Source organism: Desulfurobacterium atlanticum, assembly GCF_900188395.1.
GTDB lineage: Bacteria > Aquificota > Aquificia > Desulfurobacteriales > Desulfurobacteriaceae > Desulfurobacterium_A > Desulfurobacterium_A atlanticum.
This window is the reverse complement of the sequence record NZ_FZOB01000004.1, coordinates 38,034-51,760: the sequence shown is the minus strand read 5'-3', so window position 1 is coordinate 51,760 and position 13,727 is coordinate 38,034. Positions and strand designations below refer to the sequence as shown.

General features: G+C 36.2%; 16 protein-coding genes. 7 read left to right on the top strand and 9 right to left on the bottom strand.

Translation table 11 applies throughout. From position 1 onward, the window contains the following. Positions 1-18: 18 nt before the first annotated feature. The 7 genes from CHB58_RS03935 to CHB58_RS03905 all read left to right on the top strand — a co-directional run bounded on the left by CHB58_RS03935 (position 19) and on the right by CHB58_RS03905 (position 5,310). A complete protein-coding gene (locus tag CHB58_RS03935) occupies positions 19-651 on the top strand; it encodes a DedA family protein (RefSeq protein ID WP_089322811.1) in 633 nt (210 codons plus the stop codon). Beyond that, entirely contained in the window at positions 617-1,414 is a 798-nt protein-coding gene (gene trpA, locus CHB58_RS03930) for a tryptophan synthase subunit alpha (protein WP_089322810.1), read from the top strand. The genes CHB58_RS03935 and trpA overlap by 35 nt, the downstream gene beginning before the upstream one ends. A 15-nt stretch (positions 1,415-1,429) precedes the next feature. Continuing rightward, positions 1,430-1,657, top strand: a complete 228-nt coding sequence (gene tatA, locus CHB58_RS03925; protein ID WP_089322809.1) for a twin-arginine translocase TatA/TatE family subunit — start codon at positions 1,430-1,432, stop codon at positions 1,655-1,657. Positions 1,658-1,679: 22 nt separating this feature from the next. Further along, positions 1,680-2,420, top strand: coding sequence for a twin-arginine translocase subunit TatC (gene tatC, locus CHB58_RS03920; RefSeq protein ID WP_089322808.1), 741 nt, complete (start codon positions 1,680-1,682; stop codon positions 2,418-2,420). Positions 2,421-2,567: 147 nt separating this feature from the next. Further along, complete coding sequence (gene rho / locus CHB58_RS03915; protein WP_089322807.1) at positions 2,568-3,839, top strand: transcription termination factor Rho; 1,272 nt, start codon at positions 2,568-2,570, stop codon at positions 3,837-3,839. 14 nt (positions 3,840-3,853) lie between these two features. Next, positions 3,854-4,435 (top strand): D-sedoheptulose 7-phosphate isomerase, encoded by a 582-nt coding sequence (gene gmhA, locus CHB58_RS03910; protein ID WP_089322806.1) that lies wholly within the window; start codon positions 3,854-3,856, stop codon positions 4,433-4,435. A 77-nt stretch (positions 4,436-4,512) separates the two neighbouring features. Next, entirely contained in the window at positions 4,513-5,310 is a 798-nt protein-coding gene (locus tag CHB58_RS03905; protein ID WP_089322805.1) for a 2-amino-3,7-dideoxy-D-threo-hept-6-ulosonate synthase, read from the top strand. A 9-nt stretch (positions 5,311-5,319) separates the two neighbouring features. On the opposite strand, the gene CHB58_RS03900 is transcribed toward CHB58_RS03905, so the two are convergent. From CHB58_RS03900 to rpoZ, 9 genes are all read right to left on the bottom strand, one after another. After that, a complete protein-coding gene (locus CHB58_RS03900; protein ID WP_219350076.1) occupies positions 5,320-5,835 on the bottom strand; it encodes a gamma carbonic anhydrase family protein in 516 nt (171 codons plus the stop codon). Positions 5,836-5,840: 5 nt separating this feature from the next. After that, the gene (locus CHB58_RS03895; protein ID WP_089322803.1) at positions 5,841-6,020 is read right to left on the bottom strand and encodes a hypothetical protein; all 180 of its coding nucleotides are present in this window, start codon (positions 6,018-6,020) and stop codon (positions 5,841-5,843) included. Further along, positions 6,021-7,442 carry a cysteine--tRNA ligase gene (cysS, locus tag CHB58_RS03890; protein WP_089322802.1) on the bottom strand — a complete coding sequence of 474 codons (1,422 nt, stop codon included), beginning with the start codon at positions 7,440-7,442 and terminating at the stop codon, positions 6,021-6,023. 11 nt (positions 7,443-7,453) lie between these two features. After that, a protein-coding gene (gene prfB, locus CHB58_RS03885; RefSeq protein WP_219350068.1) for a peptide chain release factor 2 occupies positions 7,454-8,573 on the bottom strand; the annotation gives its coding sequence in 2 pieces (ribosomal slippage) (positions 7,454-8,494 and positions 8,496-8,573; 1,119 coding nt in all). Positions 8,574-8,641: 68 nt separating this feature from the next. Further along, the gene (locus CHB58_RS03880; protein WP_089322800.1) at positions 8,642-10,807 is read right to left on the bottom strand and encodes an HD domain-containing phosphohydrolase; all 2,166 of its coding nucleotides are present in this window, start codon (positions 10,805-10,807) and stop codon (positions 8,642-8,644) included. A gap of 18 nt (positions 10,808-10,825) precedes the next feature. Beyond that, positions 10,826-11,521: a hypothetical protein gene (locus CHB58_RS03875; protein WP_089322799.1), complete on the bottom strand. Its 696-nt coding sequence runs from the start codon at positions 11,519-11,521 to the stop codon at positions 10,826-10,828. 15 nt (positions 11,522-11,536) lie between these two features. After that, a complete protein-coding gene (locus tag CHB58_RS03870) occupies positions 11,537-12,763 on the bottom strand; it encodes a (Fe-S)-binding protein (RefSeq protein ID WP_089322798.1) in 1,227 nt (408 codons plus the stop codon). Between the two features lie 9 nt (positions 12,764-12,772). Beyond that, positions 12,773-13,513: a dihydroorotate dehydrogenase electron transfer subunit gene (locus CHB58_RS03865; RefSeq protein WP_089322797.1), complete on the bottom strand. Its 741-nt coding sequence runs from the start codon at positions 13,511-13,513 to the stop codon at positions 12,773-12,775. Positions 13,514-13,518: 5 nt separating this feature from the next. Next, positions 13,519-13,725, bottom strand: a complete 207-nt coding sequence (rpoZ, locus tag CHB58_RS03860) for a DNA-directed RNA polymerase subunit omega (protein WP_089322796.1) — start codon at positions 13,723-13,725, stop codon at positions 13,519-13,521. Positions 13,726-13,727: the final 2 nt, after the last annotated feature.

The following is a 13,727-nucleotide window of genomic DNA, read 5'->3' as shown; positions in this document are numbered from 1 at the left end:
GAGGATAGCAGGTGTCAAGTGGATATATCAGGTATAATTAATGAATCTCTCAGATACATTGAAGCAAATCCTGAAGTTGCAGGTTTAATAATAGGTTTATGGGCATTTCTTGAAACGGCACTTTTTTTTGGATTGATTATTCCTGCGGAAAAGGTTTTGATTCTTGGCAGTATTCTTGCTGCTAAAGGGTATATTTCCCCTTTAAATTTTGTGTTTTCTGTGTCTCTCGGGACATTTCTGGGATATACGGTTAGTTATCTTTTCGGTTTTTACCTTGGTGAGCCTGCTGTCAGGAAGTTCCTTTCCTCTCTTAAATTGAACGGTGAAAATTATGAGAGGGTGAAAAGATTTGTTATTGAAAAAGGTGAGATAACCCTTCTCTTTGGAAGATTCATCGCCGTTGTCAGGTCTTTACTTCCTGTGATAATCGGGGCGTTTAAGATGCCTTTTCTTCCGTTTCTGCTGTGGAACTTTATAGGTGCTGTTTTATGGGCTGTTTTTTATCTATTTTTAGGTGGGTTGATAGGAAAGATTATATCCATTATCATTACTCATAAGTTTCTGGGAGCTGTGGTAGCTGCAGGTATCGTTTTTATCTATTATTTATGGAGAAGGTATGGAAAGGATAAAATCTCTATTTGGAAAGCTTGAAGAGAAGGGAGAAAAGCCTCTTATAATTTATGCTACAGGTTGTGACCCCGATTTTGAAACTTCCCTTAACTATTTTAGACTGATATTTAAGTATGCGGATATAGTTGAGATAGGGATTCCGTTTTCTGACCCTCTTGCTGATGGGCCAACCATTCAAAAAGCTCACGAGAGAGCTTTAAAATCAGGAGCAACTTTAAAGAAAATTATTGAAATTGCATCTATTTTAAGGAATGAGTTTCCAGAAAAAGGTATCGTTCTTATGGGTTACTACAATCCGATTTTTGTTTATGGGGAAGATAAGTTTATAAAAGATTCAAAAGAAGCTGGTGTCGATGGTTTTATCGTCCCTGATTTACCCCCTGAAGAGGGAATGGAGTTTTCAAAGAAAGCTAAAAAGGAAGGACTTGAGCCTGTCTTCCTTGCCGCTCCCACAAGCACAGATGAAAGGCTCAAGCTTATAGGGGAAGCTTCTGGCAACTTCATTTACTATGTTTCTCTTACAGGAACAACAGGAATGAGAGAGGAGCTTCAGTATGAAAGAATCTGCAGGGATATTGAAAGAGTGAAATCTGTTACAGGAAAGAAAGTTGTTGTAGGATTTGGTATATCAAGAAAAGAGCATATATTTAAGTTGTATAAATCTTCAGATGGTTTTGTAGTTGGCAGTGCTGTGGTAAACAGAATAGAAAATGAGGATTTAAAAGGACTTGAGAGTTTACTTTTTGAGCTTAAAAATGCTATAAAGGAAGCAGCAGAAAAATAGTATTCTGGAGGAGAAATGTTTGGAATTGGAACCAATGAACTGATTCTTATTTTAATTATTACTCTTTTAATTTTTGGTCCTTCAAAGCTGCCAGACCTTGCAAAATCAATGGGCAAGGCGATAAGTGAGTTTAGAAAGGCATCTTCAGGTATCCTTGATGAAGAGGAGAAAAAAGAGGAGAAAAAGGTTACAAGAGAAGAGGAGCTTGAAAAGATAAAGGTAAAGAAGGATAACGAAGTATAATTCTTCATTTTAAGGTGAGTTTATGTCAGAAAAGATGCCTTTAAACAATTATAATCCGGAAGAAGCACCGGTAACCTATCATATTGAGGAGCTGAGAGTAAGGCTTTTCAGGTCGCTTATAGCTGTATTTGTAGGTTTTTTAGTATGCTGGCCGTTCAGGAAAAAGCTTCTGCTGTTTCTTGAAACACCGCTTCCGCCGGAATTAAGAGGAAAGCTTGTTTTTTTCTCTCCTCCAGAAGCGTTTTTTACCGCTCTTAAAATCTGCTTTTTTGGTGGAATACTTTTAGCCCTTCCTTTTATTCTATATCAGGTCTGGAAATTTATAGAGCCGGGATTGCTTCCTCACGAGAAAAAATTTGCTGTGCCTTTTATTTTCTTTTCAATACTTTTCTTTCTTTTAGGGGCATCTTTTGCATACTTTATAATGATTCCTTTTGCCCTTAAGTTTTTGCTTGGATTTATGGGAGACCTTCTGGTTCCGCAGATAGGTATCGGAAACTATATCTCTTTTATTATTCAACTAACACTTGCTTTCGGATTTGTTTTTCTTTTACCGGTTGTTGTTGGCTTACTTGCAAAGCTTGGAGTTATAAATCATAAAATTCTTGAAAAGAATAGAAAGTTTGCTATACTTATAATATTCGTAGTGGCGGCAATACTAACGCCACCTGATGTTGTTTCTCAGACAATGATGGCTGTTCCTCTGATATTTTTGTATGAATTAAGTATAATTGTGGCGAGGGTTCTTGGTAAAAAGAGCTAATTTCTTTGATTTATCTCAAAAGGGCTTATCTGTTATAAATCCAGAATAGTGTTTTGATGTTAGATGTTCTTAAAGTTTATAAAGTTGGCCTGTAGATGGGATTTTATTTTAGATTTATAAATTTTCTTTTATGGAGGAAAATCGGTAATGGCACAGGAGACATCTGAAGCACTCACTCTGGAGCAGCTTCAAAATATGAGCATATTTGACTTGCGAAAGATTGCTAAAAGTCTTGGAATTGATGTTAAATCTGTAAAAAAGCAGGACCTTATATTTAAAATTCTTGAAGAAAGTGCGAGAAAAAGAGGTGCCATTTATAGAATAGGTGTTCTTGAGGTTTTACCTGACGGTTTTGGATTTTTAAGGTCTCCAGAAAACAATTACCTTCCAAACTCTACCGATATTTATGTTTCTCCTTCTCAAATAAGAAAGTTTGGGCTTAGAACAGGTGATACGATAGCAGGTGAAGTAAGGCCGCCTAAAGAGGGAGAGAAGTATTTTGCCCTTCTTAAAGTGGATGCTGTTAACTGGGAACCTCTTGAGAAAGCTAAATTAAGGCCGCAATTTGATAATCTTACTCCGCTTCATCCGACTGAAAGGTTTAGACTTGAAACAGTTCCAGAGGAGCTTCCTACACGGGTAATAGATTTAATAACTCCTGTTGGAAAAGGGCAGAGGGGACTTATAGTTGCTCCTCCAAGGGCTGGAAAAACTGTTTTGCTTCAAAAAATAGCAAATGCCATAAAAACAAACGATCCTGATACCTATCTTATTATCCTTTTAATAGATGAGAGACCTGAAGAAGTTACAGATATGAAAAGAAACACACTTGCTGATGAGGTTATAAGTTCAACATTTGATGAACCGCCTGAAAGACATGCACAGGTTGCTGAAATAGTTATAGAAAAAGCTAAAAGACTTGTGGAACATAAGAGGGATGTGGTTATCCTTCTTGACAGTCTTACAAGACTTGCAAGAGCCTATAACACTTTAACTCCTCCAAGTGGTAAGATTCTTTCAGGTGGTATAGACGCTCACGCTTTTCATAAGCCTAAAAGATTTTTCGGTGCTGCAAGGAATATAGAAGAGGGTGGAAGTTTAACAATAATAGCTACCGCTTTGATTGAGACAGGTAGCAGAATGGATGATGTTATTTTTGAAGAGTTTAAGGGAACAGGAAATATGGAGATTGTTCTTGACAGGCAACTTGTTGAAAGAAGAATTTTCCCTGCTATAAACATTCATAAATCTGGCACCAGAAAAGAGGAACTTCTACTATCTGAATGGGAGCTTAACAGAGTGTGGATTTTAAGAAGATTACTAACCAGTATGCAGCCTGTTGATGCTATGGAGTTTTTACTTGAGAAATTAAGAAAGTATAAAACCAATGAAGAGTTTCTAAAAGCTATGAACGCTTAATGTGAAGGTAAATTATGAGGGAGCTTATATACTACTCTTTTATAGAAAGTGCCGACCTTAAAAAAACCTTTATTCAGGAAAATCGTGATTTTCTCTTTGATGTTTTCAAAAAGGTTGCAGAAGTTTTACTTTCTGGAGGAACACTTTTTATATGCGGGAACGGAGGTTCTGCAGCTGATGCTCAGCATATAGCGGCAGAGCTTGTGGGAAGATTTCTTATGGATAGAAAGCCTGTGCCTGCAGTTGCTTTAACAACGGATACTTCAATTTTAACGGCGGTGGGCAACGATTTTGGATTTGATACAGTTTTTGAAAGACAGATAGAAGCTCTTGGAAGGAAAGGTGATGTTCTTCTTGGAATAAGCACAAGCGGAAATTCAGAAAATGTTATTAAAGCTGTGTTGAAAGCAAAGGAGAAAGGGCTTTTAACCGTTGCTTTTCTCGGCAGGGATGGAGGGAAATTAAAAGGCATTGTTGATTTTCCGGTTGTGGTTAAGTCGTTTTCAACACCAAGAATTCAGGAAGTTCACCTTACTCTCGGGCATGTTATGTGCGATTTTATAGAAAGATTCCTGTTTGAAGGAAAAGGGGAGTAAATAACTTTTACAAAAAATTTCGTTCAAGTGCTATAATTTTCTTTCACAAAACCGTATCTACTGGTGGAGGATTTGAAATGAAAATAGGTAAGGCGATAAGGCTTGAGAGAATAATTGACAGGGAAACAGGGAAAACGGTTATTATTCCGATGGACCACGGTGTTTCTATGGGTCCGATTCCCGGGATTATAAATATTAGGGAGTCTATAGATAGAGTTGCCAACGGTGGTGCCAATGCAATTATTATTCATAAAGGTCTTGTGAGACACGGACACAGGAAAAGAGGAAAGGATGTTGGACTCATAATCCACCTTTCTGCAAGTACTTCTCTCTCTCCAAAACCCAACTCAAAAGTTATAGTGTGTTCTGTTGAAGAAGCTATAAAAATAGGTGCTGACGGTGTTTCTGTTCATGTTAATTTAGGTGATATGAATGAAGATAAGATGCTTGAAGATTTTGGTATGGTGGCTGAAAGCTGTCTTGAGTGGGGAATGCCTCTTATAGCGATGATGTATGCAAGGGGAGAACATATAGAGAATCCTTTTGATCCTGATGTTGTTGCACATTGTGCAAGGGTAGCTGCTGAGCTTGGAGCTGATATTGTTAAAGTTGCATATACAGGTGATACCGATTCTTTCAGAAAGGTTGTTGAAGGATGTCCTATTCCTGTTGTTATAGCTGGTGGTCCAAAGATGGGTAGTGATCTTGAAATTCTTGAGATGGTTGAAGGTGCTATGAAAGCAGGAGGAGCCGGAGTTTCCATAGGAAGGAATGCTTTCCAGCATGAGAGTCCGGAGAGGATTGTTAGAGCTATCTCAATGATAGTTCACGAAGGTAAAACTGCAAAAGAAGCTGCTGAAATCCTTGAAGGCTAAAATGGGGAGTTATCTCCCCATTTTCAGATATTCATCTTTATAGTTCACATATCTTAGTGCATGTTCTTTAAGTCCTTCTATCTCTTCTTCTGTTAATTTTCTGACAACTTTTCCAGGGAAACCCATTATAAGACTTCCTGCAGGAAACTCTTTTCCAGGGGGAATAAGTGTCCCTGCAGCAACTATTGAGTTTTCGTTTATAACAGCGTTGTCAAGTATTATTGCTCCTATACCTATTAAACAGTTGTTCTTTATCGTGCAACCGTGAAGCTTCACTCCGTGCCCTATCGTTACATAATCTCCAACAGTTGTCGGGGCAGTTCTGTTCGTTACATGTATAACGGTGCCGTCCTGAACAGAGGTCGCCTTTCCTATTTTTATGAAATTCACATCTCCCCTTATCACAACTTTATACCAGATACTGCTGTCGTCACCTATCTCTACATCTCCGATGATTGTAGCATCTTCTGCTATAAATACATTCTTTCCTATTAGAGGTTCTTTTTCTTTATACTTTTTAATAATCACAACTATCCTCCGTAGCCATTTCCCCTTGTAAATACGGCTAAAAGCCATACGATAAATGAAAAGATGGCGGAGATTATCAGTAGCCATTTCATAAAAACAGCAAACTTCTTATATCTTACAACGGCAGGGTCTTCCTCTTTTTTCACTTTTTCTTTGTAATAATCCCTATCATAGATGCTCATTTATTCCCCCTTTTTAAATACGGTTCCTGTTGGCAGGTCTTCAAGGGTTATGCCAAGTTCCTTAAGTTTATCACGAATTTTATCGGCAAGTTTAAAGTTTTTCTCTTTTCGTAAATCCTGCCTTATGTCTATAAGGAGTTGTATAAGTTTATCTTCAAGCTCTCCGCTGCTTTTTTCCTGTGAAAGTTTAAACCCGAGGATTTTGAGGGCTTCTTCAATGAAAGAGATGCTTTCTATAAGGGATTCTTTTTCATCTGCAGAAATTTTTCCCTCTTTAAGAGCTTTATCTTTTCTTATATTGATTTCTTTTCCAAGTTCAAAAAGAACTCCTATAGCTTTTGCCGTGTTAAAATCGTCATCCATCGCTTTCTCAAATTCTTCTTTGAATTTTGAGATGTTTATCGTTTCGGTTGAATTTTCTGCAACAGGTATTTTTTCTATCGCTTGTTTTGAGAGGATAATGTTTTTAAGTCTTTCAAGGGCGTTTTTGCTTTCTTTCAGCCGTTCAAAGGAGAAGTCTATCGGACTTCTGTAATGAGTTAAAAGCAGGAAGAGTCTCAAAACATCCGGTGGGAACTCTTTTAAAATCTCTTTTATTGTGAAAAAGTTTCCGAGAGATTTGCTCATCTTTTCACTATTTACCATAACAAATCCGTTGTGCAGCCAGTATTTGACGAAAGGTTTTCCTGTAAAACTTTCAGATTGTGCAATTTCATTTTCATGGTGGGGGAATATAAGGTCAAGCCCTCCACCATGGATGTCCATAGTTTCTCCAAGATATTTCATAGACATTGCAGAACATTCAATATGCCATCCTGGTCTTCCCTTCCCCCAGGGTGAATCCCAGCCCGGCTCTCCCTCTTTTGATTTTTTCCACAGGGCAAAGTCAAGGGGATTTTTCTTTTTCTCTCCCGGAAGAATTCTTGCTCCTGCAAGAAGTTCCTCTTTTTTCCTTTTTGATAGTTTTCCGTATTGTGGAAACTTTTCTACGGAAAAATAAACGTCTCCATCAGATTCGTAGGCATACCCTTTCTCTATCAAACCTTCTATCATTTTTATTATGTCAGGAATGTGTTCTGTCACTTTAGGTTTAAATGTAGGTTCTTTAACATTAAGGGCTTTCATATCCGCTTCAAAGGATTTTATGTATCTTTCTGCTATCTCCTTCCATGTGAGATTTCTCTCTTTTGCTCGCTTTATAATTTTGTCATCTATGTCTGTGTAATTTCTAACAACCGTAACTTTATATCCCCTTTCTTCAAGCCATCTTCTTATTACATCAAATACAACAGCACTTCTTGCATGGCCTATGTGTGCATCGTCGTAAACTGTTGGGCCGCACACATACATTTTTATACTTTTTCCTTCAAGAGGTTTAAACTCCTCTTTCTTTCCGGTTAGTGTGTTGTAAACCTTTATCATCTGCAACCTCTTTATTTTGCTGTTTCTGCTTTCTGTTTCAGGTATCCTTCTATAAACTGGTCTATGTCACCATCCATTACTGCATTGATGTTTGATGTTTCAATACCCGTTCTGTGGTCTTTTACCATCTGATACGGTTGAAACACATAGGAGCGTATCTGATTTCCCCAGGATATCTCTTTGTGTTCTCCCTTTGCCTGTGCAAGTTTTTCTTCCCGTTTTCTCATTTCAAGTTCGTAAAGTCTTGCTTTCAGTATTTTCATGGCTCTCATTCTATTTTGAATCTGAGAGCGTTCACTCTGACAGGTGACAACTATACCTGTGGGAATGTGAGTTATTCTTACAGCTGAATCTGTTTTGTTTACGTGCTGTCCGCCGGCTCCAGAAGCTCTGTATGTATCTACTCTTAAATCTTCATCTTTTATTTCTATTTCAATTTCATCTTCAATTTCAGGCACAACTATTACACCGCAGAAAGATGTGTGTCTTCTTGCATTTGAATCAAACGGAGAGATTCTAACAAGCCTGTGGGTTCCGTGTTCTGCTTTTAAAAGTCCGTATGCGTAAGGTCCTTTTATCTCTATTGTTGCACTTTTTATTCCTGCCTCTTCATTTTCCTGAAGGTCTATAATTTCCGTTTCAAAACCTTTCTTTTCAGCCCATCTTAAATACATTCTCATCAACATTCCTGCCCAGTCGCAGCTTTCTGTTCCGCCTGCTCCGGCGTGGATTGTTATGATGGCGTTGTTTTTATCCATCTCTCCAGACAGAAGTGTTTTGATTTCAACTTTTTTAAGTTCTTTTCTAAGATTTTTTAATGTTGTTTCTGCTTCATCAAGTATTGATTCGTCATTTTCCTCTTCAGCCATTTCAAACAGAACTTCAACTTCTTCAAGGCAGTTTTTAAGAGATTCCCACAGTTTAATTTCGGATTCTATGCGGTTTCTCTCCTGAGATATTTTTTGGGCTTTTTCTCTGTCGTTCCAGAAGTCAGGAGAAGACATCTCTTTTTCAAGTTCTTGTAGTTTTTTTTCCTCCTGCTCTAAGTCAAAAATACCCCCGAAGTTCTTCAAATTTATCTTTAACTTTGCTGAACTCTTCTTTTAATTCCTGCAGCCTTTCTATAAGCATTTTTCCTCCATACCTGAACAATTTTAGTGATAAATTAAAACACAAAAGTGATTTTTCAAGATTTAGAGTTAATAACCTTTTGTTTCTATACGGGTAATTGTTTCTATTAAACTATCAAGTGTTTCTATTTCTTCCTCTTTTAATATATGAACACTCAGTATCGCTTTTAAGTGCTCTTCCAGTGCTTCCAATTTCTCTTTTACTTCTGTATCTTTTAGCTTTTTGTCAAGGAACAGGACAAAATTATCACCGGAATACCGTATTATTGCCAGCGGGTTTAGAGCTTCTTCAAGGGCGGTTTTAACTTTTTTAAGGATACTATCCCCATATTCCCACCCCTTTTCAAGATTTATCTTTCTTAATCCTAAAATATCAACACTTGCTACTTTAAATTCTTTATTTTTCTCTTTTAGAGAGTTGAAAATTATAGGCAGATAGTTTCTATTGTAGGCATCGGTAAGCGCGTCTCTAAAGAAATAATCAAGCCTTCTTTTCTCAAGTTCTGAAAACTCTTTAAATAGTTGTCCTTTTATTTCAAAAGGAATATCCTTTTTAAGGACAGGAATGGCAGCGTGTACAACTTCCGGGTCATATTTAGTTCCAGCAAGTTTTGCTATTTCCTGTATGGCTTTTTCTTTTTCCGTTCCTTTTTTGTAGATTCTGTCACTTGTCATTGCATCAAAGGAATCAGCAACGGCAATTATCCTTGCACCAAGAGGAATTTTGTTCCCTTTTAGTCCTTCAGGATATCCTGTTCCATCAATTCTTTCATGGTGAAACTTTATGTTTTCCAGTATGTCTTCCAGAGGTTTAATATCTTTTAGGAGCTTATAGCTTAAAACAGGGTGAAGTTTGATTATTTCAAACTCCTGCTTTGTTAATCTTCCCGGTTTAAGGAGAATACTGTCAGGAATTCCTATTTTTCCTATATCGTGGAGAAGTGCAGCAAGATAAATTTTTTCACACTCTTTCTCAGGAAAACCCATGTTTTTGGCTATCTCTTTTGAAAGATAGGCAACCCTTTCAGAATGTCCCTTTGTGTAGGAATCCCTTATTTCTATACCTCTTATCATGGATTTAATGGTTGATTGGAGAAGTTCCTTTTCTTCTTTGATTTTCTCTTCCAATGATTCTATAAGTTCTTTAAGTTCTGCTGCTACTGCAATAGATTTTGCGATATTTCTTAAGTATGTTTTTTCTTCTTCACTAAAAGGTGTATTTTCTTTTCTGAAAAATATTACGTAGCCGTTGTTTTTTGAAAAAATTGAAAGTGGAACACCGAAGAGATACTTTATTCCCAGAGCTTTTTCCTCTTTGCTAAGATAGGAAAGTTTATCTTCCGTTAATTCTATCTCTTTCTGGGATGTATTCATGTAGCTTTGAATTCCATCAAGCTCGTTTGTTGAAATGAGCTTTGTTTCCTTTATGTCGTGGGTAATAATTCTTATTTCCATTTTGTCAGGACGCCTGGCTATACCTATTATAGTTCCGTCAATTCTATTTGCTTCTAACAGCTTTTTTATAAGGCTTATAAATTCCCCGTTAAAACCTTTTCCAGCAGTTAATAAATGTATAAACTGATACATTATGTCTTCTTTAACATTTTTGTCTTTTATGTTTTTTATCATTTTATTGATTGTTTTTCTTATATTTTCAAATTCATCATTACCTTTTACAGGGAGAAATGTCAGTTTTCCAGCTGATATTTTTTCTATATCTTTTTTTATTTTTCGTAGGGGGTTAAGATAAAGATCTCGTATAGCGAAAAGTAGAGAAATTTGAAGCATAAGAACGATGAAAAATTCAAAGGCACTTATTTTTCCTGCAAAATAGGAAGCTTCTTTTTCTATTTTTTCACAGTCAACCTTAACTGCTACAGGAAGAGTTCCATCTGGAAATATGAATTTTTTGTAAATTACTGTGCAATTTAAAGTCTTTATTACTGTTTTTGTAGAATTTTCAGGTATGTTAAAAGGAATATTTTCTATGTAAACTTTCTTTACATAGGGTAGTTGCTCTAAAAGATAAGATTTTAAATCGTCTTTGTCTTTTGCCAGAATTGCATTTGATTCAAGATCTTTTTTAACGAGATTAATAACATTATTTTTTATGAAAGGTTTTACACCAGCTTTAACCAGAAAATAGGAAAAGAGTGTTATGAGTCCTGATACTGTAATTGATGTTAAAAGTAACAGCCAGAATTTTGTTATCTCTATGTTCAGTTTCTTTTTCATAAAGCAAACTATCCTCTGCTAAATACAGTTTATAAAATCTATTTCTTTTAGGGTTTTTATATTGCTTGTTTGGGTTACGTATTTTACTACTGCCGGATCTTTTGTGTAAATTAATCCGTCTTTATATAAAATTAATAAATTTTTGAGATTTTTGCTTTTGAAAGCAACAGAATTTTCTCTCACACACAAGTAATACTTTACTCTTCCAATTTTCTCTACCGGTATAAACCCTTTTTTAATCTTTTTGAAATAAATTTTATTTTTTGTGAACAATTCATCTGTAGTATCAATGAAGATTGTATTCTTGTCTGCAAATTTCCTGTAAAGCGGAGTGTTGAGGGCGTATGTTTTATCGTTAAACTTTTCGGTTTTATTTCTTACAAGCTTATAAACAGCAGGTTTTTTAACTGCAATTTCGCATATTTTTATCCAGGAATGGTCGTTTGATTTAATAAAGTCAAAAGTTATATTGTCAGTAATTATCACATTATATTTGCTCAGGTTTAAAAGCTTAATAAAGTTAGCACTGTTTGATGTGGAAAAAAGGTTTATAGGTGTATTTTCAATTTGTAGTTTACCGTAAGTTTTCTCTATATAAAATGGAAGCAAAAGGTATTTTTCATCTGAAAGGATATTTATTTCTTCATTTTTCTTACATCCGCTTAAAGTTAGCAGCAATATAAATAAGAAAACGATAAGTCTTTTCCAATCCATAAGCACCTTTTAAAGTTATTTTTCTATGCACATTGCAAGAATGTCTGCAGTGTGTGTGCATATTGTATTTGCCCTTTTCTTTTCAAGACCTTCTGTAATGTTCATTATACAGCCGGGACACTCTGTAACTACATTATCGGCACCTGTGGCTATTATGTTTAGTGCTTTTCTTTCCTGAATTCTGTCTGAAACCGCCGGGTGAACCATCTTAAAAGAACCTCCCATTCCGCAGCAGTTATCAGCTTCATCCATTTTAACAAAAGTGATTCCTTTTATGGAGGTGAAAATTCTTTCTGGAAGGTCTTTTGGTAGGTTTTGCCCTCTTACTATATGGCAGGGATGATGCCATGTTATGTTTATAGGTTTCTCTGTTTTCCACTTTGAAATTTCATCAAGGTGTCTTTCAATTACTTCAATAAACTGGTAAACCGGCTTGTTTAGTTCTTTATAATTGTGTTTGAAGTTGTGGCAGCATGTAGCACAGCCTGTTACAATCCCATCAGCGTTAATACTGTTGAGAATCTCTACATTTTTATTTTTAAGCTCTTCAAAACTTTTTCTATCTCCAGCATGAAGAGAAGGGGCACCGCAGCAGTTTATGTTTGAAGGGACAAATATTTCATATCCGAGAGTTGTTAAAACTCTCACAAGATTTTTAGATGTGTCAACATAAGCTCTACTGAACATACAACCGGGAAAGTATATAAGTTTTCCTGTTTTTTCACGTGCAGGCTTGAATGTTCTGTCTTTATAGTTGAATTTTCCCGGCTTAATTTCTGGCAGCGCTGCTGTTCCTTTTCCAGGTATAGGAAACTTTGAAACAAGGTTACCCGGACTTTTTGATTTTTTAAACAGTAAATATGCAAGCCGTGAGAAATTTCCTGCTGTGTCAAGGAGATTTTCATTTTTTAAAGCGGTAGTTGCTGCAATTTCTTCTTTAAAGAGTCCAAATTTTTCTGTTGCTATCTCTCTTGCTGTGATGATTATATCTTCGTAAGGAACATCCATTGCGCATATTTCGTTACATCTTAAGCATGTGGTGCATTTTTTAAATATTAAAGCTGCTTCTCTATCAAGTTTCCCGTGTCCTTTCTTGATTAAATCTATGAGAGAGATTTTTCCTCTTGATACAGATGGTTCTTCAAAAGTAGCATTAAATACAGGACAAACATTTCTACAGGAGCCGCACCTTACACATCTATTAAGCCATTCCTGTTTTATTTTTTTGAAAATATCTGACATCTAAACCTCTTAAAGGTCTATTTCACTTGCTTTAAATATTGGGCCTTCTACACACGTTCTTTTATATCCTTCCGGAGTTTTGATGACGCATCCAAGACAGCTTCCAACACCACATGCCATTCTTGTGTCTATAGAGAGATAGCATTCAATATTCTCTTTTTCGGCAATTTTTTTTACAGCATTAAGCATTCCTTTAGGTCCGCACGCTATCCATCTGAAATTTTTATAACTTTTTAAGAAATCTGTAACGAGTCCCTTTTCTCCAAAACTACCGTCTTCTGTAACAGGGATAAAGGGTATGTGGTACTTTTCAAGAAACGGTAATGCAGATAGGTCATCTTTTGTTCTGCCGCCGTAGATAACTTTTACCGTTTTCCCTTTTCTGTGAAACGTTTTTGCAGCTAAAAAAATACCACCAATGCCTATACCGCCGGCAATAAATAGATATTTCTCTCTTTCATCTTTAAAATGGTTCCCGAGCGGTAGCAGAACATCTACTTCGTCTTTCATTTCCGTTAAAAGTTTAGTTCCCCGCCCGACAACTCTGTAGATGAAGCTTACTCTGTTTTTATCAGTATCAAATATGCCAAGAGGTCTTTTAAGAAGAGGGTCTGTTTGTAGCGGTTTTTTGACATCAATCATTGCAAACTGTCCGGGTTTTACCTTTTCAACTATCTCAGGGCAAATTTCTATGGTAAGAAGAAAATCTTTACCTGTTAAAGGTCTGTTTTCAACGATTTTTCCTTTCATCTATATCAGTCCCTTTTTGGACAGATTTTTCCTTCCATTATTTCCAGGAGAGCAATAACAGTTTTTTTATGTTTCTCGCCTTTTACGTCAACACCAAAAGTGTAAGAATCCTGTTCATAGAGAAACCTTGCCCTTTTTGCTGCAACGTGAACGGTTTCATAGTAGTTGCCGACCTTCTCAACAACCTTTTCAAGTGGAATCCTTTTAGACATTT